General features: G+C 71.5%; 24 protein-coding genes. 10 read left to right on the plus strand and 14 right to left on the minus strand.

The window, feature by feature from the left end:
- Positions 1–59 precede the first annotated feature (59 nt).
- From thrS to ccoN, 10 genes are all read right to left on the minus strand, one after another.
- Complete coding sequence (gene thrS, locus E0493_RS03500) at positions 60–2,015, minus strand: threonine--tRNA ligase (protein WP_160935519.1); 1,956 nt, start codon at positions 2,013–2,015, stop codon at positions 60–62.
- 200 nt (positions 2,016–2,215) lie between these two features.
- A complete protein-coding gene (locus tag E0493_RS03505) occupies positions 2,216–2,407 on the minus strand; it encodes a hypothetical protein (protein ID WP_160935520.1) in 192 nt (63 codons plus the stop codon).
- Positions 2,404–2,565 (minus strand): cbb3-type cytochrome oxidase assembly protein CcoS, encoded by a 162-nt coding sequence (ccoS, locus tag E0493_RS03510; RefSeq protein WP_160935521.1) that lies wholly within the window; start codon positions 2,563–2,565, stop codon positions 2,404–2,406. Before ccoS ends, E0493_RS03505 begins: the two co-directional genes overlap by 4 nt.
- On the minus strand, positions 2,562–4,784 hold the full coding sequence (locus tag E0493_RS03515) for a heavy metal translocating P-type ATPase (RefSeq protein WP_367614448.1): 2,223 nt from the start codon (positions 4,782–4,784) through the stop codon (positions 2,562–2,564). The genes ccoS and E0493_RS03515 overlap by 4 nt, the downstream gene beginning before the upstream one ends.
- A 155-nt stretch (positions 4,785–4,939) precedes the next feature.
- The gene (locus tag E0493_RS03520; protein ID WP_160935523.1) at positions 4,940–5,416 is read right to left on the minus strand and encodes a FixH family protein; all 477 of its coding nucleotides are present in this window, start codon (positions 5,414–5,416) and stop codon (positions 4,940–4,942) included.
- Between the two features lie 11 nt (positions 5,417–5,427).
- Positions 5,428–6,918, minus strand: a complete 1,491-nt coding sequence (gene ccoG / locus E0493_RS03525) for a cytochrome c oxidase accessory protein CcoG (RefSeq protein ID WP_160935524.1) — start codon at positions 6,916–6,918, stop codon at positions 5,428–5,430.
- Positions 6,919–6,924: 6 nt separating this feature from the next.
- Complete coding sequence (gene ccoP / locus E0493_RS03530) at positions 6,925–7,800, minus strand: cytochrome-c oxidase, cbb3-type subunit III (RefSeq protein WP_160935525.1); 876 nt, start codon at positions 7,798–7,800, stop codon at positions 6,925–6,927.
- Positions 7,801–7,802: 2 nt separating this feature from the next.
- Positions 7,803–7,985, minus strand: a complete 183-nt coding sequence (locus tag E0493_RS03535; RefSeq protein WP_160935526.1) for a cbb3-type cytochrome oxidase subunit 3 — start codon at positions 7,983–7,985, stop codon at positions 7,803–7,805.
- Positions 7,986–7,995: 10 nt separating this feature from the next.
- A complete protein-coding gene (ccoO, locus tag E0493_RS03540) occupies positions 7,996–8,727 on the minus strand; it encodes a cytochrome-c oxidase, cbb3-type subunit II (RefSeq protein ID WP_160935527.1) in 732 nt (243 codons plus the stop codon).
- A 13-nt stretch (positions 8,728–8,740) separates the two neighbouring features.
- On the minus strand, positions 8,741–10,231 hold the full coding sequence (ccoN, locus tag E0493_RS03545; protein ID WP_160935528.1) for a cytochrome-c oxidase, cbb3-type subunit I: 1,491 nt from the start codon (positions 10,229–10,231) through the stop codon (positions 8,741–8,743).
- 179 nt (positions 10,232–10,410) lie between these two features.
- On the opposite strand from ccoN, the gene E0493_RS03550 reads away from it, so the two are divergent.
- From E0493_RS03550 to E0493_RS03565, 4 genes are all read left to right on the plus strand, one after another.
- Positions 10,411–11,193, plus strand: coding sequence for a DUF2189 domain-containing protein (locus E0493_RS03550; protein ID WP_160935529.1), 783 nt, complete (start codon positions 10,411–10,413; stop codon positions 11,191–11,193).
- Positions 11,194–11,275: 82 nt separating this feature from the next.
- Positions 11,276–11,920 carry a nitrile hydratase subunit alpha gene (gene nthA, locus E0493_RS03555; RefSeq protein WP_160935530.1) on the plus strand — a complete coding sequence of 215 codons (645 nt, stop codon included), beginning with the start codon at positions 11,276–11,278 and terminating at the stop codon, positions 11,918–11,920.
- Positions 11,917–12,576: a nitrile hydratase subunit beta gene (nthB, locus tag E0493_RS03560; RefSeq protein WP_160935531.1), complete on the plus strand. Its 660-nt coding sequence runs from the start codon at positions 11,917–11,919 to the stop codon at positions 12,574–12,576. The genes nthA and nthB overlap by 4 nt, the downstream gene beginning before the upstream one ends.
- Entirely contained in the window at positions 12,563–12,955 is a 393-nt protein-coding gene (locus E0493_RS03565) for a nitrile hydratase accessory protein (RefSeq protein WP_235913562.1), read from the plus strand. The genes nthB and E0493_RS03565 overlap by 14 nt, the downstream gene beginning before the upstream one ends.
- 50 nt (positions 12,956–13,005) lie before the next feature.
- On the opposite strand, the gene E0493_RS03570 is transcribed toward E0493_RS03565, so the two are convergent.
- Complete coding sequence (locus E0493_RS03570; RefSeq protein WP_160935532.1) at positions 13,006–13,512, minus strand: GNAT family N-acetyltransferase; 507 nt, start codon at positions 13,510–13,512, stop codon at positions 13,006–13,008.
- A 133-nt stretch (positions 13,513–13,645) separates the two neighbouring features.
- Here E0493_RS03570 and E0493_RS03575 point away from each other — a divergent pair, with 133 nt between their 5' ends.
- The 4 genes from E0493_RS03575 (at position 13,646) to E0493_RS03590 (ending at position 19,193) form a co-directional block, all read left to right on the plus strand.
- A complete protein-coding gene (locus tag E0493_RS03575; RefSeq protein ID WP_160935533.1) occupies positions 13,646–14,851 on the plus strand; it encodes a M20 aminoacylase family protein in 1,206 nt (401 codons plus the stop codon).
- On the plus strand, positions 14,848–16,425 hold the full coding sequence (locus tag E0493_RS03580; protein ID WP_160935534.1) for an ABC transporter substrate-binding protein: 1,578 nt from the start codon (positions 14,848–14,850) through the stop codon (positions 16,423–16,425). The genes E0493_RS03575 and E0493_RS03580 overlap by 4 nt, the downstream gene beginning before the upstream one ends.
- A gap of 630 nt (positions 16,426–17,055) precedes the next feature.
- Positions 17,056–18,078: a Bug family tripartite tricarboxylate transporter substrate binding protein gene (locus E0493_RS03585; RefSeq protein WP_160935535.1), complete on the plus strand. Its 1,023-nt coding sequence runs from the start codon at positions 17,056–17,058 to the stop codon at positions 18,076–18,078.
- Positions 18,079–18,215: 137 nt separating this feature from the next.
- Complete coding sequence (locus tag E0493_RS03590) at positions 18,216–19,193, plus strand: Bug family tripartite tricarboxylate transporter substrate binding protein (protein WP_160935536.1); 978 nt, start codon at positions 18,216–18,218, stop codon at positions 19,191–19,193.
- 19 nt (positions 19,194–19,212) lie between these two features.
- Here E0493_RS03590 and E0493_RS03595 read toward each other — a convergent pair whose 3' ends face one another.
- Both E0493_RS03595 and E0493_RS03600 read right to left on the minus strand, forming a co-directional pair.
- Complete coding sequence (locus E0493_RS03595) at positions 19,213–19,941, minus strand: aspartate/glutamate racemase family protein (RefSeq protein WP_160935537.1); 729 nt, start codon at positions 19,939–19,941, stop codon at positions 19,213–19,215.
- Positions 19,942–19,946: 5 nt separating this feature from the next.
- On the minus strand, positions 19,947–20,696 hold the full coding sequence (locus tag E0493_RS03600; protein ID WP_160935538.1) for a Fe(II)-2OG oxygenase family protein: 750 nt from the start codon (positions 20,694–20,696) through the stop codon (positions 19,947–19,949).
- 155 nt (positions 20,697–20,851) lie between these two features.
- Here E0493_RS03600 and E0493_RS03605 point away from each other — a divergent pair, with 155 nt between their 5' ends.
- Positions 20,852–22,021: a M20/M25/M40 family metallo-hydrolase gene (locus E0493_RS03605; protein ID WP_160935539.1), complete on the plus strand. Its 1,170-nt coding sequence runs from the start codon at positions 20,852–20,854 to the stop codon at positions 22,019–22,021.
- A gap of 403 nt (positions 22,022–22,424) precedes the next feature.
- On the opposite strand, the gene E0493_RS03610 is transcribed toward E0493_RS03605, so the two are convergent.
- Positions 22,425–24,050, minus strand: coding sequence for a peptide chain release factor 3 (locus E0493_RS03610; RefSeq protein WP_160935540.1), 1,626 nt, complete (start codon positions 24,048–24,050; stop codon positions 22,425–22,427).
- Positions 24,051–24,247: 197 nt separating this feature from the next.
- On the opposite strand from E0493_RS03610, the gene E0493_RS03615 reads away from it, so the two are divergent.
- Complete coding sequence (locus tag E0493_RS03615) at positions 24,248–24,742, plus strand: PRC-barrel domain-containing protein (RefSeq protein ID WP_202396877.1); 495 nt, start codon at positions 24,248–24,250, stop codon at positions 24,740–24,742.
- Positions 24,743–24,753 lie beyond the last annotated feature (11 nt).

Genomic DNA, 24,753 nt, shown 5'->3' on the forward strand with positions numbered 1-24,753 from the left:
GAGTCGGCTCCTGTCGCTGTTGGAACGAAACGGTTTGGGTCTATCTTATGGTACAGCGGTCAGGCCGCTGCAACCTCTACAACGGGCTTCAGATCGGGCGCCGTGGCCTCCGCTGCAAGGGTGGCCACCGCTTCGGCCAGCGTCACCGTCACCTGCTCGCGCCCGGGCAGGCGGCGCAGCACCACCTTGCCCTCCTCCGCCTCGCGCCGGCCGATCACCGCCAGGACCGGGACGCGCGCCTCGATCTGGTCCACCACCTTGCGGTTGATCTTCTCGTTGCGCAGGTCCAGCTCGACCGAGAGCCCGGCCTTCTGCAAGGCGGCGGCCACCTCGCGGGCGAAGGGGGCGGCCTCGTCCACGATGGTGGCCACGGCCACCTGGGTCGGCGCCAGCCAGAGCGGGAAGCGCCCGGCATGCTCCTCGATCAGGATGCCGAGGAAACGCTCGAAGCTGCCCAGGATCGCACGGTGCAGCATGACCGGACGGTGGCGGGCGCCGTCCTCGCCGACATAGACCGCGTCCAGCCGCTCAGGCAGCACAAAGTCCACCTGCAGCGTGCCGCACTGCCAGTCGCGGCCGATGGCGTCCCGCAGCACGAACTCCAGCTTCGGGCCATAGAAGGCGCCCTCCCCCGGGTTCAGCTCGTACTCCACGCCGGCGATGCGGCAGGCTTCCTTCAGCGCCCCCTCGGAGCGGTCCCAGGTCGCGTCGTCGCCCGCCCGCTTCTCCGGCCGGTCCGAGAACTTCACGCGGAAGCTCTCGAAGCCGAAGTCGCGGTAGATCCGCGAGAGCAGCGCCACGAACTCCACGGTCTCGGCGGCGATCTGGTTCTCCGTGCAGAAGATGTGCGCGTCGTCCTGCGTGAAGGACCGCACCCGCATGATGCCGTGCAGCGCGCCCGAGGGCTCGTAGCGGTGGCAGGAGCCGAACTCGGCCATGCGCATCGGCAGCTCGCGGTAGCTCCGCAGGCCGTGGTTGAAGATCTGCACGTGGCAGGGGCAGTTCATCGGCTTCAGCGCCAGGACGCGGTCCTTCTCCGACTCGTCGTCGACGGTCGCGAGGAACATGTGCTCGCGGTACTTCTCCCAGTGGCCGGAGGCCTCCCAGAGGCGGCGGTCCACCAGTTGCGGGGTCTTCACCTCCTGATAAGCCGCGTCGTCCAGCCGCCGGCGCATGTAGTTCTGCACCGTGGTGTAGAGGCGCCAGCCCTTGGGGTGCCAGAAGATGCTGCCGGCCGCCTCCTCCTGGAGGTGGAACAGGTCCATCTCCTTGCCGATGCGGCGGTGGTCGCGCTTCTCCGCCTCCTCCAGCTGGTGGAGATAGGCGTCCAGTTCCTTCTGGTCGCGCCAGGCGGTCGCGTAGATGCGGCTGAGCATGGCGTTGCGGTGGTCGCCGCGCCAATAGGCACCGGCCACCTTCATCAGCTTGAAGGCGGTGCCGACATCGCCGGCCGAGCGCATGTGAGGCCCCCGGCAGAGATCGAGCCAGGACCCCTGGCGGTAGATCGAGATGACCTCGCTCTCCGGCAGGTCGCGGATCAGCTCGGCCTTGTAGCGCTCGCCCCGTTCCTCGAAGAAGCGGATGGCCTCGTCACGCGGCCACTCCTCCCGCTGGAAGCTCGCGTCCCGCGAGACGATCTCGCGCATCTTGGCCTCGATCGCCGGGAAGTCCTCCGGCTTGAAGGGCTCGTTGCGCGCGAAGTCGTAGTAGAAGCCGTTCTCGATGGCGGGGCCGATCGTCACCTGGGTGCCGGGAAAGAGTTCCTGCACCGCCTCGGCGAGCACATGCGCGGCGTCGTGCCGGATCAGCTCCAGCGCCTCGGGGTCCTTGCGGGTGATGAAGCGGATCTCGGCGTCCTGCTCGATCGGCGCGGCGAGGTCGCGCAGCTTGCCGTCCACCTTCATGGCCAGCGCCGCCTTGGCGAGGCCCGGCCCGATGGCGGCGGCCACGGTGGTGCCCGTCACGGCTCCGTCGAAGACGCGGACGGACTGGTCGGGCAACGTGATCGCAGGCATCAGTCGGGTTTTCCCAGGTTGCGGAAAGGGCACGGGAACTTGGGGGGCCGGCCGTGCGGCGTCAACGACAAAAGGGTTGCCAAATCGCCAAGGGAGGGATGCGGCCGCGCCCGCGACGGGTCCGGTCGCGGCGGCGGGGATTTGGGAGGGACCATCTCCCCGCGCCTTGCCGGACGCGCCGCGCATGGCGGCCGGGCCGGTCAGGCGCGCGGCGCGGTTTCGGCCTCGTCGAAGCTGCGTTTCACCAGGAACAGGGCGAAGAGCACGCCGAAGAGAAACAGCGACAGGCAGAACAGGGTGAAGGGCCCCTCCACCGAGGTGCCGGCGCCGAGCAGGCCGACCAGGGCGATCAGCCCGGAAAAGATCACGAAAAAGACGCGGGTGGGGCTCATCGGCGGCCTCGCTTGGGGTGGGTGTCGTCGAACAGGATGCGGGCGGCGGCGCCGTCCAGGTCGTCGTACTGGCGGGTGCGCAGCGTCCAAAGGAAGAGCAGCAGCGCCAGCAGGCCGAGGAGCAGCGCGATCGGCACCAGCAGCAGCAGCGCGTTCATGCCGGCGCCCTTCCCGCCCGCAGGGCATTGAGGATGACGAGGAGGGAGGAGGAGGCCATCACCAGCGCCGCGATCAGCGGCGTGGCGTAGCCCAGCACGGCGCAGGGCACCGCCACCATGTTGTAGATCAGGCTCAGGCCGATGTTCTGCCGCGCCAGCCGCTGCGCCCGCCGCGCCACGCGCACGGCGAAGGGCAGCACGGCAAGCTCCTCGCCGCGCAGCACCAGGTCGGCGGCCGTCTGGGCGAGGTCGGTGGCGCCCTGCGGCGCGGCGGATACATGCGCCAGCGCCAGGGCGGCCGCGTCGTTGATGCCATCGCCCACCATCAGTGGCCGCCGGCCGGCGACGGCCAGCGCGGCGATGCGCTCGGCCTTGCCCGCCGGCGTCGCGCGGGCCTGCCAGGGTCCGATGCCCGCCGCCTCGGCCACCGCCTCGACGGCATCCGGGCCGTCGCCGGAAAGCAGCTCCGGCTCCAGGCCGAGGTCACGCAGCGCCCGCACGGCGGGAGCCGCGTCGGGGCGCAGGCGGTCGGCGAAGCGGAAGGGCACGGCGGAGAGGCCGGGTCGCGCGAGCCAGAGCGTCAGCCCCTCGTCGCTCCCCGCCACGCCGGCGAAGCGGGCACTGCCCAGCCGCGTCGTGCCGCGGCGCATCCCCTGGCCCGGCACCTCCACCACCCCAGCGGGAGCCGGCGGCGCATCGGGGCAGGCGGCGACCAGGGCGCGCGCCAGCGGATGGCGGGAGGCGCGGGCGAGCGAGGCGGCCTCGGCCAGGGCGGAGGCCGGCCGGCCGGGCTCATCCAGCAGCACCGGGCGGCCCTCGGTCAGCGTGCCGGTCTTGTCGAAGACCACATGCCCGGCGCTGGCCAGCCGCTCCAGCGCGGTCGGCGAGGTGACCAGCACGCCGCGGCGGAACAGGGCGCCCACGGCCACGACCTGCACCGCCGGCACGGCGATGGCGAGGCCACAGGGGCAGGTGATGATCAGCGCCGCCACCGCTGGCACCAGGGCCGCCTGCCAGGAGACGCCCGCCCAGAGCCACCAGCCCAGGAAGGTGCCGAGCGCCACCGCATGGGCGGCCGGCACGTAGAGGCGCGCCGCCTTGTCGGCGATCGAGACGAAGCGGCCGCGCGCCTGCTCCGCCCGCTCCAGCAGCCGCGCCATGGCGGCGAGCGAGCCGTCGGCGGCGGCGGCAGTGACGCGCAGGGTGAAGGGGTTGCCGAGATTGACGCCGCCCGCCGCCAGCGGCGCGCCCGCGGGAACGCGGCGCGGCAGGCTCTCGCCAGTGGTGGCGGCGGTGTCGAGCAGCGCCTCCTCCCCTTCCAGCACGCCGTCCAGCCGCAGCCGCTCCCCGGCGGCGACCAGCACGCGCTCCCCGGCGCGGATGGCAGCCACCGGCACATGCTCGGCGCGGCCATCGGGCGTCAGGCGCTGCACCGTGCCCTCCTGCAGGGCCAGCAGCTCGGCCACCGCCTGGCGGGCGCGGCGGCGGGCGGCGCGGTCCAGCACGCGGCCGGCCAGCAGCAGGGCCAGCAGCGCCGTGGCGCCGTCGAACCAGGTATAGGCGCCGTTGCGCAGCGTCTCGGAGAGCGACATGGCCGCCGTGGCCAGCACGCCAAGCGAAACGGCGAGGTCCATGTTCGGCCGCCCGGCGCGCAGCGTGCGCCAGGCCGAGCGGTAGAAGGGCATGCCCGCCACCAGCACCACCGGCAGGCCGATCAGCGCCGCCAGCCAGTGCATCAGGGCGCGCGTCGCCTCGCCCATGTCCGCGCCGGCCCAGACGGCGACCGAGACCAGCATGACGTTCATCATGCCGAAGGCGGCGATGCCGAGCGCGCGCAGCAGTTCGCGCCCCTCGGCGTCCTCGGTGGCGCGCAGGCAGGCGGGCGACCAGGGCGCGGCGCGGAAGCCAAGCCGGGCGATCAGCGCGACAAAGTCGTTGGCGCGCGCGGCGGGGCCGCGCCAGAGAAGCGTCAGGCGCCGGGCCGAAAGGCTGGCGCGGGCGCGCAGCATGTCCGGACCGGCGGCAAGGGCCTGCTCCACCAGCCAGACGCAGGCGCCGCAGGTCAGTCCGGCGACCATCAGTTCCAGGCTGTGCTCGCCGCTCTTCCCGGGGCGGGCCAGGGCGGCGAAATCGGTCTCCGGCGGTGCCTCGGGCGGGCGCAGCGTGCCGGCGGCGGTTTCCTGCCGCCGGTAGAAGGCATCGAGGCCGAGCCCGGCCACCAGCGCATGCGCGCCCTCGCAGCCCGCGCAGCAGAAACGAGAGGCCGCGCCGGCCCGCAACGGCGCAGCGCAGTGGGCGCAGGCCGCGGCGGGAGCCGAAGACACGCCAGCGGCGTCGCCCTCTTCACCGCCGGGCTGGATGCGACCCAGCGCAATCACCGAACGAAGACCCGCCCGCGGATGTCGAACCGGTCGCCTTGCTGGCCGGTCAGCCGCAGCTGCGCCTCCCACTGCCCGTGCCTCGGCACCTCGGCGGCGGCACGGAACTGGCCCGGTGCGACCGACCTGAAGCCGAGCGGCACGCGCGTGCCCTCCACCGGCCGCACCAGCACGCCCGAGATCGTGCCGGCCACCGGCTTCCCGTCCTCGTCCTGGACGGAGACGACGAGGGTGCGCACATCCAGCACCACGCTGGCATGCCAGCCGAGGGCCTGCTGCCGCGCGGTCTCGGCGAGCACGTCGTTGTAGGCCAACCCACGGTCATAGGCGTGACCGACGGAGACGCCGGTGAAGGTGGAAACCGCCGCCCAGACCAGCACTGCGTTGACCGCCAGCACCACGCCCATGCCGCCGGCGAAGGCCCAGGGAATCCAGCCGCTGCGGCGGGGCTGGGCGGGCAGGAGCACGGACATCGGCGTTTTCCTCATTTCGGCGCCAGGAAGACGCTGCGCTCGGCCAGCACCGTATGGCCCGCGGCATCGAGCAGCCGGAAGCGGACCGGCGTGCTTTCCGGCAGGCCGGCACCCGCGGGCGCGGTGACCAGCGCGCGCCACTGCGTGATGCCATCCTGCCGCAGCGCCAGCAACGGCCGGGCTTCGGCATCGGCGGCGCTGTCCTGCACCACGAGCCGGAAGCCTTCCGGTGCGTCCAACACCAGCGCGAGGGCGGCATCGGGGCGGGTACGGTTCTCCAGCTTCAGCGTATAAGCGTTGCGGATGCCGCCGTCGGAGAGGCGGACGAAGATCGGCGCGCGGTCGCGCAACACGGCCAGCGTCGCCGTCGGGCGCAGCAGGAAGGCGCCGAGCATCACCGCCGCCACCGCCCCCAGCACGCCGGCATAGAGCCAGGTGCGCGGGCGGGAGAAGCGGACGGGCTGGCGCGCCTTCATCCCGCGGACCTGGCGCGCCGGGCCGGGAGCGATCCCCGCGGTGGCGGCCTCGCTGGCGGCGAGGTTGGCCAGCGTCTCGAAGGCGACCAGGCCAGCCGGGCGGCTCAGCCTGCGCATCACCTCGTCGCAGGCGTCGATGCAGAGGCCGCAGCCGATGCATTCGAGTTGCTGGCCATCGCGGATGTCGATGCCGGTCGGGCAGGCATGCAGGCAGGCGCGGCAATCCACGCAGTCCCCGACGCCCGCGGCCTTGGCCTTGCCGCGCGGCTCGCCCCGCCAGCCGCGATAGCTGACGACGAGCGAGTTCTCGTCGAGCATCGCCGCCTGGAAGCGTGGCCAGGGGCACATGTAGGTGCAGACCTGCTCTCGCGCCCAGCCGGCCAGTGTGTAGGTCGTTCCGGCGAACAGGCCGAAGAAGACATAGGTCTCCAGGCTGGCGCCGCCGGTCAGGATGTCCCGCGTCACCGTCGGGGCGTCCTGGAAGTACATGATCCAGGCGCCGCCGGTCGCGGCCGCGATGACCAGCCAGGCGGCGTGCTTCGCCAGCTTGCGCAGCGCCTTGCCGCGCGTCGTCGGCGCGGCATCCAGCCTCATGCGGGCGTTGCGGTCGCCCTCGATGCGCCGCTCCACCCAGAGGAAGAGGTCGGTCCAGACCGTTTGCGGACAGGCGAAGCCGCACCAGACGCGGCCGAACAGGCTGGTGACGGCGAAGAGGCCGATCGCCGCCAGCACCAGCAGGCCGGTGAGGAAGTAGATCTCCTGCGGCCAGATCTCAATCCAGAGCAGGAAGATGCGGGCGTTGGCGATGTCCACCAGCACCGCCTGGTCCGGCATGCCCGCGCCACGGTCCCACCGCAGCCACGGCACGAGGTAGTAGAGCGCCAGGCAAGCGGCCAGGATCGCCCATTTGGCGCGGCGCACGGGGCCATGCACCGCCTTGGGATAGACCTTCTGGCCGGCGGCGTAGAGCGAGCCCGCCTCGCCGCCGGCGACGTGCGCCACACCCCCGGGGTCGATCCGGCTCATCGTGCCTTACTCCGGCTCGCCACCGCCAAGGGAATGGACATAGACGGTCAGCATGTTGACCACCGCCGGGTCCAGGCGCCCGCCCCAGGCCGGCATCACCCCGGCACGGGCGTAGGAGACGGACTGCACCACGGCCGCCTTGTCCCCGCCATAGAGCCAGATCTGGTCGGCCAGGTCGGGCGCGCCCAGCTCGCGGCTGCCGCGGCCGTCATTGCCGTGGCAGCTGGAGCAGTTCTCGGCGAAGACGGCGGCGCCGCGCCGCGCCGCGGCGGCATCGGTGGCGCGGCCGGAGAGGCTCAGCACGTGCTCGGCCACCTCGTTCACCTGCGCCGCGCTCAGCAGCCCGTCGGCCAGGAAGCGCGGCATCATGGTGGTGCGCGCCGCCTCGTCCTCGGCGTTGCGGATGCCGTGCGCGATGGTCTGGCGGATGTCGGCGAGCTTGCCGCCCCAGAGCCAGTCGTCGTCGGCGAGGCTGGGGAAGCCGCCCTGCGCACCCTGCCCGCCCGCGCCATGGCAGGCGGCGCAGTTGTTGGCGAAGGCGACGCGGCCTCCGGCGAGCGCGAAGTTGCGCAGTTCCGGATCGGCCAGGATCTCCTGCGGCGCCGCATCGCGGATGGCAGCCAGCCGGGGCTCGAGCCGCTCCGCGTGCTCGGCCATCTCCTGCTCGATGGCGCCGCGCGCGGTCCAGCCGGTGAGGCCGGTGGCGCCCTGGATGGGCAGGGCCGGATAGAGCACCACCCACACGGCGGCGAAGGCGATGGTGGCGTAGAACACGTAGAGCCACCATTTCGGCAACGGCGTGTTCAGCTCCTTGATGCCGTCCCATTCGTGGCCGGTGGTCAGCGTGCCGCTGACCGCATCCTTCTCGATCTTGGTCGGCATCGTCAGATGCTCCGTTGCGGCTGCCGCGCGCGCGGCGCCTCGTCACGCAGGGGGATGTCGGCCAGCATCTGGTAGGCCTGGCGCCGGCCGGGACGCAGCACCCGGAACAGGATGAAGCTGAACAGCGCGAAGAACCACACCACCCAGGCGGCCTTCAGCAGCGGATAGAGAGCGAACAGGTCCATCAATCCCTCCTCACTGCTGCCGCACGCTCTCGGGCGTGACGTCGCCGAACTTCACCAGCGTGCCGAGCATCTGCAGATAGGCGATAAGCGCGTCCATTTCGGTGATGTCGCGGCCGTTGCCGTCGAAGGCGGCCTGCCGCGCACGGGCATAGCGGCGCGAGAAGGCCGTGGGGTCCTCGTCCGGCTTCGCCTGCGCCTCCAGGTCGGCCCTGGCGCTGGCGATCATCGCATCCGTGTAGGGCACGCCGACGGCGCGCTGGCCGCGCAGGTGGTCCTGGATGTCGCCATACTCGAGCGGACGGTCGAGAAAGGCGTAGGGCGGCATGACGCTTTCCGGCACCACGGCGCGCGGGCTGCGCAGATGCGCGGCGTGCCAGTCGTCGGAATAGCGGCCGCCGACGCGCGCCAGGTCCGGCCCGGTGCGCTTGCTGCCCCACTGGAAGGGATGGTCGTACATGCTCTCGGCCGCGAGGCTGTAGTGGCCGTAGCGCTCCGCCTCGTCGCGGAAGGGGCGGATCATCTGGCTGTGGCAGGTGTAGCAGCCCTCGCGCACGAAGATGTTGCGGCCCATCAGCTCCAGCGGGGTGTAGGGGCGGATGCCCTGCACGCGCTCGATGGTGGTCTCCACGGCGAAGAGCGGCACGATCTGCACCAGCCCGCCGATGGAGACGGTGATCAGCGTGAGCACGCCGAGCAGGATCAGGTTCTTCTCGATCAGCGCGTGGCTGAAGCGGCGGAACATCGGCCCGTTTCCTTCACTCGGCCGGCACGGCGGCGGCGGCGGGGAGCGGCGGCGCGAGCGGCGCCTCCTCGGCCCGCGCCGTCACGGTGCGCCAGAGGTTGTAGACCATCAGCAGCGCGCCGCTCAGGTAGAGCACGCCGCCCAGCATGCGGATGACGTAGTAGGGGTGCATGGCCGCCACCGTCTCCACGAAGGAGTACTGCAGGAAGCCGAGCTCGTCGTAGGAGCGCCACATCAGGCCCTGCATGATGCCGGACACCCACATCGCGGTGATGTAGAGGACGATGCCGAGCGTCGCGACCCAGAAGTGCCAGGCGGCGAGCTTGTTCGAGTACAGCTCGGTCCTTCCCCAGAGCCGCGGCACCAGCCAGTACATGGCGCCGAAGGTGATGAAGCCGACCCAGCCCATGGCGCCGGAATGCACGTGGCCGATGGTCCAGTCGGTGTAGTGCGAGAGGCTGTTCACCGCCTTCACCGACATCACCGGCCCCTCGAAGGTGCTCATGCCGTAGAAGCCGACGGCGGTGACGGAGAAGCGCAGGCCGGGATCGGTGCGCAGCTTGTCCCAGGCGCCGGAGAGGGTCATCAGGCCGTTGATCATGCCGCCCCAGGAGGGCATCCACAGCATGACGGAGAACACCATGCCCAGCGTCTGCGCCCAGTCCGGCAGCGCGGTGTAGTGCAGGTGGTGCGGGCCCGCCCAGATGTAGAGGAAGATCAGCGACCAGAAGTGGATGATCGAGAGGCGGTAGGAATAGACCGGCCGCTCCGCCTGCTTCGGGATGAAGTAGTACATCATGCCGAGGAAGCCGGCGGTCAGGAAGAAGCCCACCGCGTTGTGGCCGTACCACCACTGGATCATCGCGTCCTGCACGCCCGAGGCGAGACCGTAGGACTTGGCATGGCCGGGCAGCGGCAGCGCCAAGTTGTTGCCGATATGCAGCATGGCGATGGTGACGATGAAGGCGAGGTAGAACCAGTTCGCCACGTAGATATGCGGCTCCTCGCGCCGCAGGATGGTGCCGCCGAACGCCACGAGATAGGCGACCCAGACCACCGTCAGCCAGAGGTCCACGTACCATTCCGGCTCGGCGTACTCCTTGCCCTGCGTCACGCCGAGCACGTAGCCGAGCGCCGCCATGACGATGAAGAAGTTGTAGCCGGCGAAGAGGAACCAGCCCATCTCCTCACCGCCGAACAGGCGCGCCCGGCAGGTGCGCTGCACGACGTAGAGGCTGGTGCCGATCAGCGCGTTGCCGCCGAAGGCGAAAATCACCGCGCTGGTGTGCACCGGCCGCAGCCGGCCGAAGGTGGTCCATTCGAGGTCGAGGTTCAGCAGCGGGAAGGCAAGCTGCGAGGCGATCAGCACGCCCATCAGGAAGCCCACCACACCCCAGAACAGGGTGGCGACCGCCATGGCGCGGATCGGCCCGTCCACGTACGAATCCTGCCGCCAGGCGCCGGTCTGTGCGGCGAGGCTGGCGGCGTGGCCTCCTTCGGGCATCGGGGATGTCTCCGGTCTGGTCGTGGGGGAATCCGCCCCTCAGCGGCCGCGCTTGGCGAGGCCGATGCACGGGATTGCGCGCAAGGAAGCCCAGGCGGCACGGGCCTGTCCTTGACGCGGATCAAGTTTTCAGCGGCCCGGTTGCATTAGGTTACGGGAGCCGCAGGGAGGTCATCGCCATGCAAAGCCAGGCCACGCCCGTTCTTCGCGCCGCCGCACAACCGCGCCGCGTGGCGCAGGACCGCCCCTGGGCCTGGCTCGCCGCCGGCTGGAACGACCTCTGGGCCTCGCCCGCGATCAGCCTCACCCACGGCGCGGCGCTCACCCTTGCCGGCTGGGCGCTGGCACTCCTGGCGCAGCGGTTGCAGACCCTGTGGCTGGTGTTGCCGCTGAGTGCCGGCTTCTTTCTCGTCGCCCCCCTGCTCGCCGCCGGCCTCTACGAGGTCTCCCGCCGGCGGGAGGCGGGGCTGGAGACGAATTGGGCGGAGGCGATGCAGGGCTTCCGCCGGCATGGCGGGCAACTCGCCTTCATGGGCGTCGCATTGCTGCTTCTGCACCTGTTCTGGGTGCAACTGGCCGGGCTGATCTTCGCGCTCTGCTTCGGCCCGGGCTTCGCGCCGCCGCTGGAGACCCTGCCGCTGGCCATGCTTCGCGCCGAGAAGCTGCTGCCGTTCCTGCTGGTCGGCACCGGCAGCGGCTTCCTGCTGGCGGCCCTGGCTTTCGGCATCTCGGCGCTCGCCATCCCGATGCTGGTGGAACGCGACATCTCCACCCCGGAGGCGATCATCGCCTCCTGGCACGGGGTGATGCTGAACTGGCGCGCCATGGCGCTCTGGGCAGGGCTGATCGTGCTGTTCACCGGCCTGGCGATGGTGCCCCTGTTCCTCGGCCTCGCCATCGCCCTGCCGCTGATCGGGCATGCCACCTGGCACGCCTGCCGCGACATCTACCCGCCGGAATAACCGCCTGCCGGGCGCGATGGACGAAGGCGGCAGGGCTGGTAGAGTGGGGGGCAGAGACCCACCGCGCCGGGAGGCTCCCGCCATGCACGCTTCCGATGACGGCCCGCACGGGCACCATCACGAACACGACCACAGCGAGCTCTCGGACACGGCGCTGCGCGTCCGCGCGCTGGAATCGGTGCTGGTCGAGAAGGGCTATGTCGAGCCGGACGCGCTTGACGCCATCATCGAGACCTACGAGACGCGCATCGGCCCTCGCAACGGCGCGCGGGTGGTGGCCAAGGCCTGGGCCGACCCCGCCTTCCGCGACGGGCTGCGGCGGGATGCCACGGCGGCCATCGCCTCGCTCGGCTTCGGCGGGCGGCAGGGCGAGCACATGGTGGCGGTCGAGAACACGCCGGAAGAGCACAACCTCGTCGTCTGCACGCTGTGCTCCTGCTATCCCTGGCCGGTGCTGGGCCTGCCGCCGGTCTGGTACAAGAGCGCGGCCTACCGCTCCCGCGCCGTGATCGACCCCCGCGGCGTGCTGGCGGATTTCGGCGTCACCCTGCCGGAGGGGACGCGCCTCCGCGTCTGGGATTCCACCGCCGAGATCCGCTACCTCGTGCTGCCCATGCGCCCCGCCGGCACCGAGGGCTGGAGCGAGGAGGCATTGGCCGACCTCGTGACGCGGGACTCCATGATCGGCACCGGACTGGCCCGGGCGCCTGGCGGGGTGGCGGCATGAACGGCGCGCAGGATCTCGGCGGCATGATGGGCTTCGGCCCGGTGACGCCGGAGCCGGAGGAGCTGCGCTTCCACGCCGAATGGGAGAAGCGGGCGCTGGCCATCACCCTCGCCACAGGGGCGATGGGCGTGTGGAACATCGACACGATGCGGCACACGCGGGAATCCCTGCCGCCGGCCGAGTATTTGTCCTCCTCCTACTATGAGATCTGGACCAAGGCGCTGGCGAACCAGCTCCTGGCGGACGGGCTGGTCAGCCGCGAGGAACTCCGCGACGGACAGGCGGAGGCGCCCGCGCGGCCGGTGCCGCGCGTGCTGCATGCCGGGGAGGTGGCCAGGACCCTGGCTGCCGGCACGCAGTATGCGCGCCCGGCCGAGGCGCCCGCCGCCTTCGCCGTTGGTGCGGCGGTGCGGACCAGGGTGTTCCACCCGGCGCATCACACCCGCCTGCCCCGCTACGCCCGGGGCAAGCAGGGCGTGGTGGAGGCGGTGCGCGGCGTCTTTGTCTTTCCCGACACCAACGCCCACCGGCAGGGCGAGCACCCGCAATGGCTCTACACGGTCCGCTTCACCGGGCCGGAGTTGTGGGGCGAAGGAGCCGATCCGAGCCTTTCCGTTTCCATCGACGCCTGGGAAAGCTACCTTGAAGCCGCTTAACGCCATGACGGCAGCGCTGGAGCCGGTCGCTCCCCTGCCCCGCTGCGCCGAGGAGCCGGTGTTCCGCGAGCCCTGGGAAGCCTCGGCCTTCGCCATGACGGTGGCGCTGCACCAGCGGGGCCTGTTCACCTGGAGCGAATGGGCGGAGTGCCTGGGGGAGGCGATCCGCGCCGCGCAGGCCGAGGGTGACCCGGACCTCGGCGACACCTACTACCGGCACTGGCTCCTGGCCCTGGAAACAATGGTGGCCCGCAAGGGCGTGGCCGGCGCCGCGTTGCTGGCGCAGCGCCAGGCGGCCTGGGACCGCGCCGCGCATGCCACCCCGCATGGGCAGCCTATCCTGCTGGAGAACGACCCGCTCTTCACCCGCGGCGCCTGAGGCCGAGGAAGCGAGATGGGCATCCGGGGAGTTCCATCCCCGGGCCTTTCTCATCGCCCCGGGGCGGAGAGGATTTTCTGCATGAAGAGCAGGTCCAGCCAGCGGTCGAACTTGCGCCCGACCTGCCGCAGCACCCCTGCCTCCGTGAAGCCGGCCGCACGGTGCAGCCGGATGGAGGCCTGGTTCTCTGCCTCGATGCCGCCGACCATGACGTGCAGCCCGGCCGCCTCGGCCCGTGCCACCAGGGCGGCGAGCAGGGCGCGGCCGATGCCCTGCCCCTGCGCGGCCGGATCGACATAGACCGAGTGCTCCACCGTCAGCGCGTAGCCGGCGAAGGGCCGGAAGTCGCCATAGGAGGCGAAGCCCCGGACGGTGCCGGCCTCCACCGCCACCAGCACCGGAAGGCCGCGCCCCTGCCGTTCCCGCATCCAGGCGCGGCGCGCCTCCAGCGTCGTCTCCTGGGTGTGCCAGACCGCGGTGGTGCTGCGGATGGCCCCGTTGAAGATGGCCAGGATGGCGGGCAGGTCGGCCTCGGCGGCGTCGTGGATCTCGGGCATGGCATGGCTCCCTCGGACGCGGCGGTATATCCACCATGATGGACGCCTGTCCAACATCGCGCCTGGCGCGGGTTGACCCGGTCGCGGCGGCGGATCAGTTTGCCTGCTTTCTCCACGCCGAGGACCGCGCGCCGTGCGACAGGATATCCTGGACGACATCAAGACCTTCGAGCCCGAACTCGTCGAGATCCGGCGGGACATCCACCGCCACCCCGAGACCCGCTTCGAGGAGGTCCGCACCGCCGCCCTGGTGGCCGGCAAGCTGCGCGAATGGGGGCTGGAGGTGGAGACCGGCATCGGCAAGACCGGCGTCGTCGGCACGCTGAAGGGCAAGCGGCCCGGGCAGCGCGCCATCGGGCTCCGCGCCGACATGGACGCGCTGTTCATCCAGGAGCAGACCGGCTTGCCCTATGCCTCCGAGGTGCCGGGCAAGATGCATGCCTGCGGGCATGACGGCCACACCACCATGCTGCTCGGCGCCGCCAGGTACCTGGCGAGGAACCCGGATTTCGGCGGCACGGTGCACTTCATCTTCCAGCCCGCCGAGGAGGCCGGCACCGGCGCGCCGGCGATGATCAAGGACGGGCTGTTCGACCGCTTCCCCGTGGATTCGGTCTACGGCATGCACAACACGCCCGGCCTGCCGGTGGGCGAGTTCGCCACGCGCCCCGGCCCGATCCTGGCGGGCGCCGACTTCTGGACCGTCACCTTCAACGGCAATGGCGGGCATGGCGGCGGCGCGCCGCACCTGGCCTCGGACCTGACGGTGGTGCTCGGCCAGTTCCTGCTGGCCGTGCAGACCATCCTGCCGCGCAACCTGAAGCCCACCGAGAGCGCGGCGCTTTCCGTCGGTCATGTCGAGGGCGGCACCTTCGGCTCGCCCAACGTCATGCCGGCCAAGGTGGTGGTGCGCGGCACCGCCCGCTACTTTCGCCCGGAGGCGCAGGCGGTGATCAAGCGCCGCCTGCAGGAACTGGCCGAGACCCTGGCCGCCGCGCACGGCGCCACCGCCGAATTCGCCTACGACGCGCTTTGCCCGCCCACCGTCAACGCCGCCGAGAAGGTGCCGGTGGCGGTCGCCGCCGCCGGCGCGCTGGTTGGCGAGGCGAAGGTCGGCGAGTTCCCGATGAGCACAGGCGGCGAGGACTTCGCCTTCATGCTGCAGAAGAAGCCGGGCGTGTTCATGCGCATCGGCAACGGGGTGAACCCGGACGGCAGCTTCCACAACGTCCATACCCCGCTCTACGACTTCAACGACGAGGCCCTGGCTCTCGGCGCCGCCTACTGGGCGAGCCTGGTGCAGGAGGAGCTGGGCTGGTCCCGGGAGGAGCGCGCATGAGCCGGATGAAGGCCACCCTGCTGGGGGCGGCGCTGCTGGCCCTGGCGCCGGCGGCGGCACGCCCGGCGCTGGCGCAGGCGCTGTCCATGGGCGTGAGCGCGCCGCCGGCCAGCATCGATCCGCACTACTACACGCTGACGCCGAACATCATGCTCTCGGCGCACATGTTCGAGGCGCTGGTGGAGCGCGACGAGAACTCGCGCCTGCATCCCGGCCTCGCCGAATCCTGGACGCTGATCGACGACACCACCTGGGAGTTCAAGCTCCGCGACGGCGTCACCTTCCACAACGGTGAGAAGCTGACGGCCGAGGATGTCGCCTACACGCTGAAGCGCGTGCCGCAGGTGCAGAGCCCGAGCTCCTTCGCCGTCTATACCCGCGCGATCAGCGACGTGCAGGTGGTGGACCCGCGCACGGTCCGCTTCAAGACCAACACGCCCTACCCGCTGCTGCCCAACGACCTCGCGCAGATCTTCATCCTGCCGCACTCGCTGGGCGAGAACCCACCCTCCTCCGACTTCAACAGCGGCAAGGCGACGATCGGCACCGGGCCCTACCGCTTCGTCTCCTACAGCCCGAACGACCGGGTGGAGATGGCGCGCAACGACGCCTACTGGGGCGGCAAGCCGCAATGGGCGAAGGTGGACTACCGCATCATCACCCAGGCCGGTTCGCGCGTCGCCGCGCTGCTCTCGGGCGACGTGGCGATGATCGACAACGTGCCCACCGCCGACCTGGCGCGCCTGCGCAAGGAGGACAGGCTCAACGTCGTCGAGGGCACCAGCCTGCGCCTGATCTTCATCGGGCTCGACGTGTTCCGCGAGGACGGCTCGCCCGACCTCAGCGGACCCAATGGCGAGAAGCTCGACAAGAACCCGCTGCAGGACCGGCGGGTGCGCGAGGCGCTGTCCATTGCCGTCAACCGCCCCGCCATTGTCAGCCGGGTGATGGAGGATGCCGCCGTCGCCGCCGGGCAGTTCATGCCGCCAGGCGCCTTCGGCCATGACCCCTCGATCCCGGTGCCGCCCTACGACCCGGCGCGCGCCAGGAAGCTGCTGGCCAAGGCGGGCTATCCCAACGGCTTCACCATCACCCTGCGCGGCCCGAACGACCGCTACGTCAATGACGAGCAGATCCAGCAGGTGGTGGCGCAGATGTGGTCCCGCATCGGCGTCAAGACCAGCGTGGACGCGCAGCCGCTGGCCACCGTCATCGGCCGGCTGAACCGCTTCGACGCCTCGGCCTACCTGCTGGGCTGGAGCAACAGCACCGGCGAGCCCTCCACCTCGCTGCGCGCCGTGCTGGGCTCGCGCGGCAAGCCCGGCCGCGGCCTCGCCAACTACGGCCGCTACGCCAATGGGAAGATGGACGAGATCACCGACCGCGGCCTTGCCACCTTCGATGACGAGGCGCGCGAGAAGCTTTTGCAGGAGGCGATGCGCGTCGCCATGGAGGACGTCGCGGTGATTCCGCTGCACACTCAGAAGAGCGTCTGGGGTCTGCGCCGGGGGCTGACCTACACGCCGCGCGTGGACGAACAGACCACGGCCATGGGCGTTCATCCCGTCCGGTAAGGCAAGGAGGGCCGGGGGTCTCCACCCCCCGGACCCTTCGGCTCCTGCCACTTGACAGGCGGCCAGGATCGGGCTGCTCCTGGCGCCCGGCCCGGGTCAGGGTTGCCCCCGTGACGCTCGGCCCTGGCGGACCCTCCTGCGACGCCCCTTTTCGGTCCGCGCGCGAACACGGACCTGAGAAAGCGGGCCCTCGCCGTGACTAAAGCGCCCCTTCCGCGCGCCGCGCTCCCGTTCCGCCTCGATCTCGACCCGCGACGCAAGGGCGCCAAGGACCTGGCGCGCGCCGCGCGGCAGGGGTCACCTGCGGGGCTATCACCTGGGCGCGGGAGGAGCGGTGTTTGACCGAGGCGGGCCGTGCCGCCTGGCCAGGAGGCGCGACCGGCCGCCACTGCGCCCGCCCGCGCGCCGGCTCGGCGGCATCCGGCTCGCCGCCGGGGCGCCCTGCTGGCGCTGGGATGCGGCCAGGCAGGCGGTGGCGCTGCGCCCGCCGCCGCCGGCACCGACACCGGCACCGGCACCGGCACCGGCACCGGGATGTCTTGCCGAACCTTGGCGGGATGCGGCAGGAACAGGCCATCCGGACGAGGCGCCGGCGATCGAGACCCGCGCCGCCCGGAAGGAGACGACCCGATGACCCTGCTGCATCGCCGTGCCCTGCTCGGCGCCGCCGCCCTCCTGCCACTCGCCCCGGCGCTGCGCCCTGGCACGGCTTTGGCTCAGCCCGGCGCCACGACCAGCTGGCCGAGCCGCCCCGTGCGCTTCGTGGTGCCATTCGCGCCCGCCGGCACCACCGACATCGCCGCACGCATCCTGGCCACCCGCCTGCAGCAGCGCCTCGGGCAGCCCTTCCCGGTGGAGAACCGTGGTGGCGCCGGCGGCAACATCGGGTCCGACGTTGTCGCGAAGGCCGATCCGGATGGCTACACCATCCTGATGCAGACGGTCTCCTCGGGCGCGATCAACTATGAGCTGTATGGCAAGGAAATGCCCTACAAGCCGCAGGACCTCGCCGCCGTGGGCCTGCTCATCAAGGTGCCGAACGTCATCTTCGTCACGCCCTCGCTGCCGGTGAAGACGCTGGCCGAACTGGTCGCGCTGGCGAAGAAGAAGCCCGGCGAACTGAACCACGGCTCCTCCGGCGCCGGCACCTCGCTGCACATGACGGGCGAACTGCTGAAGATGGAAGCCGGCATCCAGATGACGCACGTGCCCTTCCGCGGCGCCGGGCCGATGCTGGCCGAGATCATGGCAGGCCGCGTCGAGGTGGGCGTGGACAACCTGCCCTCCGCAATCGGCCATATCCGCGACGGGCGGCTGCGCCCGCTGGCCGTCACCACCGCCACCCGCAGCCCCGCCCTGCCGGACGTGCCCACCACGGCCGAGGCCGGCTTTCCCGGCGTGGAGGCGACAGGCTGGTTCGGCGTGCAGGCACCGGCGAAGACGCCGCGGCCGATCATCGAGAAGCTGGGCGCCGAGATCGATGCTGTCGTGAAGGAGCCGGAGACCTGGGCGAAGCTCGCCGATCTCGGCGGCATGAAACCTGGCCTCACGCCCGATGGCGGCACCACCCCGGCGGCCTTCGAGGCCTTCGTTCAGGCCGAGGTGAAGAAGTGGGCCGAGGTGGTCCGACGGTCCGGCGCCAAGGTGGACTGAGCGGCGCGGCGCTGCCGCCCCCGGCGCGGGGGGCGGCAGTATCGGGCACGCTTCCAGGACCGCCGCCCCGCCGGGTTGCACCGCAGCACGCCAACGTCTAGGCACCTCTGCAAGACACATCTTCAGAGGATCCGGCCTTGCTTTCTTCCCGCCGTCTCGTGCTGGCCGCCGGCGCTGGCCTGTTCGCCGCCCCGGCCCTGCTGCGGGCGCAGCCTGCCTTTCCGAACCGGCCGCTCCGCCTTGTGGTGCCCTTCCCCGGCGGTGGCGCCACCGACGTGACCGCCCGCGTGATTGCCGAGCACCTTTCGCCGTTGCTCGGGCAGCCGGTGGTGGTGGACAACCGTCCCGGCGCCGGCGGCATCCTGGGTTCCGATGCCGTGGCGAAGTCCGACCCGGATGGCCACACGCTGCTGATGTGCACGATCGGCACCGCCAGCATCAACCAGTACCTTTATTCCAAGCTGCCCTACGATCCGGCGAAGGACCTGACCAACCTGGCGCTGGCCAACTCGCTGGCCAACGTGATCACCGTGCCGGCGGAGAGCAAGGCGAAGACGCTGAAGGACCTGCTCGACATGGCGCGCGCCGAGCCGGGCAACCTGAACTACGGCACTCCCGGCAACGGCACCTCCGGCCACATGTGCGCCGAGCTGCTGAAGACCCGCGCCAAGGTCAACATCTCCCACGTGCCCTATCGCGGCAGCGCCACGGTGATCCCGGACCTGCTCGCCGGCCGGCTGGATCTCGCGGTGGACAACATCCCGCCCTATCTGCCGCACATCCAGGAAGGCCGCCTGCGGGCGCTGGCGGTGACCAGCAAGGGGCGCTGGTTCGCCCTGCCGGACGTGCCCACGGTGGCCGAAAGCGGCATTGAAGGCTTCGAGGCGGAGGCGTGGTTCGGTGTCCAGGCTCCGGGCCGCACTCCGCGCCCGATCGTCGAGCGGCTGTCGAACCACATCCTCGACATCCTGAGGAAGCCGGACGTGGTCACCCGCCTGCGCGACGTCGGCAGCGAGCCGCGGCCGCTCGGCCCCGCCGAGTTCGACCGCTTCATCCAGGCGGAGAACACCAAGTGGCAGGAGGTGGTGCGCATCTCCGGCGCCAAGCTGGACTGAGCCCCTCCCGCGCGGCGCCTCAGGCGCCGCGCAACAGCCGCGCGAGCGCCGGCGAAAGCCCGGTGCTCACCCGCCCCTGCGCCGGGGCCAGGCTACCCGCCCTGGGGCGTGCCAGTCCCAGCCCGACCAGCGCCTCCGCCAGCTTCACCGCGCAGGCGATGCCGTCCAGCAGCGGCACAGGCGCGGCCAGCCGCGCCGCCATGCCGGCGAGGGCGGCACCGCCCAGCACCACCGCATCCGCACCCGCCGCCACCAGCCGGCCGACGCCCTCCAGCACCAGCACTTCCACCGCCGCGGGGTCGCGCAACGCGTCCTGGGGCGTTGCCGCCACGCCTTCCAGCCCGGCCAGCCGCGCGGCGAGGCCATGCCGCCCGATCAGCTCCCGATAGGTCTCGACCCCGCCGAGCGTCACCAGGCCGAAGCGCGCGCCGACCATGCAGGCGGTCAGGCAGGCCGCCTCCGTCATGCCGACCACCGGGCATGGCATGAGCTGCCGCGCCGCCTCCAGCGCCGTGTCATGGCTGACCGCCAGCACCGCCGCGTCCACCTGTCCCGCATGCCCGGCCAGCAGTTCCAGCAGCGCGTGGCCAGCGATGGCGTTCTCCAGGCGCGTCGCGATGACGGCGGGACCGAAGCGCGGCGTGGCGGGGATGATGGTGGTGCCCGGCGCCGCCGCGCCGCGGGCCGCCTCGGCGCAAAGCGTGGTGATGGCTTCGGTGGTGTTCGCGTTCGCGACCAGGATGCGCATGGCGCTCAGGCTTCCGCTGGCCGCAGCGCGGCGAAGGGTCCCTCGGAGAGGCGGGAAGGCTCGGTCACCAGCGCCAGCGTGGCCAGGCCGCGCGTGGAGGACGCCCAGACCAGGAAGGGGTTCACGCAGAGCAGGTCGCCGGGGTGCAGCACCATGCGCAGCGCCAGCCCGGGCGCAGCGGCCGCTTCCTCCAGCGCCGCCAGCGCCGACTGAGCCGCGGGGTCGAGCGCGGCGTGGTCGCAGCGCGCGGCGAAGACGCCCTGCGTCACCGCGAAGACCGGCAGCGCGGGCGCCGTGCCGACCTGCCGCGCACGGTAGAGCACCTCCAGTGCCGCCCGGTCGGCGCGCAGGAGCTGGTTGTGCAGGGCGGCGGCGGAGTGCAGCACCACCTCGCCCGCCTCGCGGCAGAGCAGCAGCAGCGCGTCGCAAGGCTCGGTGTAGTACGGGCCCGCGGAGGGCGCGACATGCACGGGGTGGCCGATGCGGCTGCCCAGCCGCCCCAGCACCGCCGCCGGCTCCTCCGGCAGCGGCAGCCCGCGCAGCAGGCAGAAGCCCGGGCCATGCGCCAGCCGCTCCGCCATCTGCCCGAGCAGCGGGTCCAGACGCGGGACCGGCAGGCCGGGGGCGGCTTCGATCTCGGCCCGGATCTCACCGCCCAGCGGCAGCATCCAGTCGGCCGGCGAGAGAGCGGCGCCGCTCCAGAGATGCGGGCCGGTCTGCGGCGCGATACGCCGCGGGGGGGTCGCTTCGGTCATTGGGCCAAGGGTTTAGCAGAGGATACCCGATTGTCGTCATCCCGCTTGCGCGCGTGGCCCCTTGCCGATCCCGCGACATGGCAGCAGGCTAGCCGCAACGCCATTCAGCGGGCTGGCGCCCGGCAGCCCCCCAAGGAAGTTATGGGAGCGTCACGATGGAGCAAGAGATCCTTACGCCGGATCAGCGCGAGGCGCAGCGCGCCCTGGACCTGCCTTTCGACGCGGGCGTGCTGCTGGACGGGCTGCGCCCCTGGGTGGAGTGCGAAAGCCCCACCTTCGATGCCGCGGCGGTCAACCGCATGATGTCGCTGGCCAGCCGCGACCTGGCGCTGCTTGGCGCCCGGATCGAGCGCATTCCCGGCCGGATGGGCTTTGGCGACTGCGTGCGCGCCCGCTTCCCGCACCTCGACGGCGAGGCTGAAGGGGGCATCCTCGTGCTGGCGCATCTGGACACCGTGCACCCGGTCGGCACGCTCGGCGCCCTGCCCTTCAGGCTGGAAGGCGAGCGCTGCTTCGGCCCCGGCATCTGCGACATGAAGGGGGGCACCTACATCGCCATGCAGGCGATGGCCGCGATCATCCAGGCCGGTATCGCATTGCGCCGCCCGGTCACCTTCCTGCTTACCAGCGACGAGGAGGTCGGTAGCCCTTCCACGCGCGACCTGATCGAGGCCGAGGCCGGCCGGCACGAGGTCGTGCTGGTGCCCGAGCCTGGCCGGCCGGACGGGGGAGTGGTGACCGGCCGCTACGCCATCGCCCGCTTCAACCTGCGCACCACGGGCCGGCCCAGCCATGCCGGCGCCGCGCTGGCGGAGGGGCGCAGCGCCATCCGCGAGATGTGCCGGCAGGTGCTGGCCATCGAGGACATGACGACCGACGCCGCCACCTTCTCGGTGGGGGTGGTGCGCGGCGGGCAATGGGTGAACTGCGTGGCCACGCATTGCGATGCCGAGGCGCTGACCATGGCGAAGCGCCAGTCTGACCTCGACCAGGCGGTGGAGCGGATGCTCGCCCTTTCCGGCACCAGCGGCGACGTGACGCTCAAGGTGACCCGCGGCGTCACCCGCCCGGTCTGGGAACCCGATGCCAACACCATGGCGCTCTACCGCGCCGCGCAGGGCCTGGCCTCGAAGCTCGGCCTGACGCTTCCGCATGCCAGCGCCGGCGGCGGTTCGGACGGCAACTTCACCGGGGCCATGGGCATCCCGACGCTGGACGGGCTGGGCGTGCAGGGCGGCGGGATGCACACCTTGCAGGAACATGTGCTGGTATCGAGCCTTGTGCCGCGGGCGCGGCTGTTCGCCGGCCTGCTCGCCAGCGTCTGAGAGGCGCGGCCTTCGCCACTCGGGCATGGCCGCCATTTCGGAATGCCTGGCCGAGGTGGACCTCTTCGCCCGCAACGCCGGCGGCCGAATACCGCGCGAGAACAGCCGACGCGGCGGCGGCGTCATAGGGGAGAGAGGACGTCCTTCTGCTCAACCACCCGCTCCGGTGATTTCCGGCGCCGGATGCATGCGAGCCGGCCATCCTTCGACACCCCGCCGGCGCCCTCTCCGGCGCGGGGCGCACCCGCGCCATCGTGCATCGTCCGGAGCGCCATTCCCATGCGCCCGCGGGCCTTTTCTGCGACCTCACCCCGCCGGAGGGCTCCGCCGACCGGGCGCCGTGAAAGGCGCGCCGCGGCTGGCCTGAGCCACTCCGTCCCCGGTCACGGGAGCGCGGGCGGCGTCAGTCCGCCGCGACGGCGTGCTGCTCGCGCAGCGCCAGGAAGCGCAGTTGCGGCCACTCCTCCTCGGAGCGCCGCCGCCCCCAGTCGGAGGTGAAGAAGGCGACGGGCTGGCTGTCGTGGTCCTCCGCCATCTGGCTCGGAGCCGTGCGCAGGAAACGCTCCAGCACCGCCCGGTCCTGTCCATTCTCCTTGGGCGCGATCCAGCGCATGGTTGACCAGGAGGTCGGCTCGAAGCTGATCTGCACGCCATATTCCGCCTGGATGCGGCTGCTCAGCACGTCGAGCTGAAGCTGGCCGACCACGCCGACCACGGGCTGCGAACCGTCCAGCGGGCGGAACACCTGCACCACGCCCTCGTCGGCGAGCTGGTCCAGCGCCTTGCGGAGCTTCTTGGCCAGCATCGGGTCGTCGAGCCGGATGCGGCGCAGGATCTCGGGTGCGAAGCTCGGCACGCCCTGGAAGTTCAGCTCCTCGCCGTCCGTCAGCGTGTCGCCGATGCGCAGCACGCCGTGGTTGGCGATGCCCACCACGTCCCCCGGCCAGGCTTCCTCCGCGACCTGCCTCTCCTTGGCGAAGAAAAAGAGCGGCGCGTTGACCGGGATGCTCTTGCCCGTGCGCACCTGCTTCAGCCGGGCGCCCTTGCGCAGCCGGCCGGAGCAGACGCGCAGGAAGGCCACGCGGTCGCGGTGCTGCAGGTCGGTGTTGGCCTGGATCTTGAAGACGAAGCCGGTCAGCTTCTCCTCCTCCGGCTCCACCATGCGGGCATCCGCGCTGCGTGCCGAAGGCGGGGGCGCGAAGCGCGCCAGGCCGTCCAGCAGGTGCTTCACGCCGAAGCCGCGCAGCGCCGAGCCGAAATAGACCGGCGTCAGGTGCCCCTCGCGGAAGGAGGCGAGGTCGAAGTCCGGATAGACCGAGGCCAGCTCGATGCCTTCGCGCAGCACGTCGCCCTGGCCATGCGGCAGGAGGCTGTCGATGCGGCCGTCCTCCGGTCCGGAAAGCGCCACGTCCTGCTCGCCGCCCTCTCGCAGCAGGCGGAGCTTGGCCTCGTCCCGGTCATAGACGCCGGCGAACTGCTGGCCGGAGCCGATCGGCCAGGTGGCGGGCGTCACGTCCAGCGCCAGGGTCTTCTCGATCTCGTCGAGCAGCTCCAGCGGCTCCCGGGCCTCGCGGTCCATCTTGTTGATGAAGGTGACGATGGGGATGTCCCGCAGGCGGCAGACCTCGAAGAGCTTGCGTGTCTGCGCCTCGATGCCCTTCGCGGCGTCGATCACCATCACGGCCGCGTCCACGGCGGAGAGGGTGCGGTAGGTGTCCTCGGAGAAGTCCTCGTGGCCGGGGGTATCCAGGAGGTTGAAGATCTGACCGGCATACTCGAAGGTCATCACGGAGGTGGCGACGGAAATGCCACGGTCCTGCTCGATCTTCATCCAGTCCGAGCGGGTGCGCCGGCGTTCACCCTTGGCGCGCACCGCGCCGGCGATCTGGATGGCGCCACCGAGAAGAAGAAGCTGCTCGGTCAGCGTCGTCTTGCCGGCGTCCGGATGGGCGATGATGGCGAAGGTACGCCGCCGGCCGGCCTCGGCGGCCGTCTGGCTGGTCGCGGTCTCCACAAGCTGCTCCGACATCGTCACTCCAAACGCCATCTCTCGGGGGGTGGCCGGGATATAGCGCGGCGGCGCCGTAAAACCCACCCCGCGGCGCGTCCGGCGCCGGAAACCTCCCGCCCCCTTCAAGGGTTGTTGCGACGCTCGCGCCACGCGCCGAGTCCCCCCAAGAGATGCCCGCGCCCCCCGGCCGGGCCCTCCAAGAAAGGTCGCCAGCCATGACCACACGCCGCATCGCCCCGACCCTCGCCGCCCTGGCCCTGCTTGCCGCCGCGCCCGCCTGGGCGCAGGGCACCCAGACCCCTCCCGGCGCGAACAGCACGCCCCCGAGCACCACCACGCCGATGACCGGCGGCTCCTCCGCCGCCGGCACGGGCACCATGGGCCAGGCCGGGCGCATGGGCACCGGCGCGGGCAGCGCCGCCACCAGCACCAGCTCCTCCAAGCCCTGGCGCGCCAGCAAGCTGATCGGCGCCGACATCTACGGGGCCGACAACAAGAAAATCGGCGAGATCGACGACCTGCTGGTCGGCAACGGCGGCGACATGCAGGCCGTGATCTCGGTGGGCGGCTTCCTCGGGATCGGCGAGAAGCTGGTTTCCGTCCCCTACAGCGACCTGCAGCACGGCGAGCACTGGATGCTGCCCGGCGCCAACCAGGACAGCCTGAAGAACCGGCCCGAGTTCAAGTACGCCGAGCACACCAACGATTAAGCCGCCCGGGA

The sequence above is a fragment of the Teichococcus coralli genome (assembly GCF_009829925.1).
Taxonomy (GTDB): Bacteria; Pseudomonadota; Alphaproteobacteria; order Acetobacterales; family Acetobacteraceae; genus Pseudoroseomonas; species Pseudoroseomonas coralli.

Bases quoted from the DNA above. Each gene is read 5' to 3' on its own strand.
- E0493_RS03505 (WP_160935520.1), bottom strand. From the start codon at position 2,407: ATGAGCCCCACCCGCGTCTTTTTCGTGATCTTTTCCGGGCTGATCGCC.
- nthB (WP_160935531.1), top strand. From the start codon at position 11,917: ATGAACGGCGCGCAGGATCTCGGCGGCATGATGGGCTTCGGCCCGGTG.
- E0493_RS03605 (WP_160935539.1), top strand. From the start codon at position 20,852: ATGGAGCAAGAGATCCTTACGCCGGATCAGCGCGAGGCGCAGCGCGCC.
- ccoN (WP_160935528.1), bottom strand. From the start codon at position 10,231: ATGCCCGAAGGAGGCCACGCCGCCAGCCTCGCCGCACAGACCGGCGCC.
- nthA (WP_160935530.1), top strand. From the start codon at position 11,276: ATGCACGCTTCCGATGACGGCCCGCACGGGCACCATCACGAACACGAC.
- E0493_RS03610 (WP_160935540.1), bottom strand. From the start codon at position 24,050: ATGTCGGAGCAGCTTGTGGAGACCGCGACCAGCCAGACGGCCGCCGAG.
- E0493_RS03570 (WP_160935532.1), bottom strand. From the start codon at position 13,512: ATGCCCGAGATCCACGACGCCGCCGAGGCCGACCTGCCCGCCATCCTG.
- E0493_RS03520 (WP_160935523.1), bottom strand. From the start codon at position 5,416: ATGTCCGTGCTCCTGCCCGCCCAGCCCCGCCGCAGCGGCTGGATTCCC.
- E0493_RS03595 (WP_160935537.1), bottom strand. From the start codon at position 19,941: ATGCGCATCCTGGTCGCGAACGCGAACACCACCGAAGCCATCACCACG.
- E0493_RS03580 (WP_160935534.1), top strand. From the start codon at position 14,848: ATGAGCCGGATGAAGGCCACCCTGCTGGGGGCGGCGCTGCTGGCCCTG.
- ccoG (WP_160935524.1), bottom strand. From the start codon at position 6,918: ATGAGCCGGATCGACCCCGGGGGTGTGGCGCACGTCGCCGGCGGCGAG.
- ccoO (WP_160935527.1), bottom strand. From the start codon at position 8,727: ATGTTCCGCCGCTTCAGCCACGCGCTGATCGAGAAGAACCTGATCCTG.
- E0493_RS03550 (WP_160935529.1), top strand. From the start codon at position 10,411: ATGCAAAGCCAGGCCACGCCCGTTCTTCGCGCCGCCGCACAACCGCGC.
- ccoS (WP_160935521.1), bottom strand. From the start codon at position 2,565: ATGAACGCGCTGCTGCTGCTGGTGCCGATCGCGCTGCTCCTCGGCCTG.
- E0493_RS03615 (WP_202396877.1), top strand. From the start codon at position 24,248: ATGACCACACGCCGCATCGCCCCGACCCTCGCCGCCCTGGCCCTGCTT.
- ccoP (WP_160935525.1), bottom strand. From the start codon at position 7,800: ATGCCGACCAAGATCGAGAAGGATGCGGTCAGCGGCACGCTGACCACC.
- thrS (WP_160935519.1), bottom strand. From the start codon at position 2,015: ATGCCTGCGATCACGTTGCCCGACCAGTCCGTCCGCGTCTTCGACGGA.
- E0493_RS03600 (WP_160935538.1), bottom strand. From the start codon at position 20,696: ATGACCGAAGCGACCCCCCCGCGGCGTATCGCGCCGCAGACCGGCCCG.
- E0493_RS03585 (WP_160935535.1), top strand. From the start codon at position 17,056: ATGACCCTGCTGCATCGCCGTGCCCTGCTCGGCGCCGCCGCCCTCCTG.
- E0493_RS03535 (WP_160935526.1), bottom strand. From the start codon at position 7,985: ATGGACCTGTTCGCTCTCTATCCGCTGCTGAAGGCCGCCTGGGTGGTG.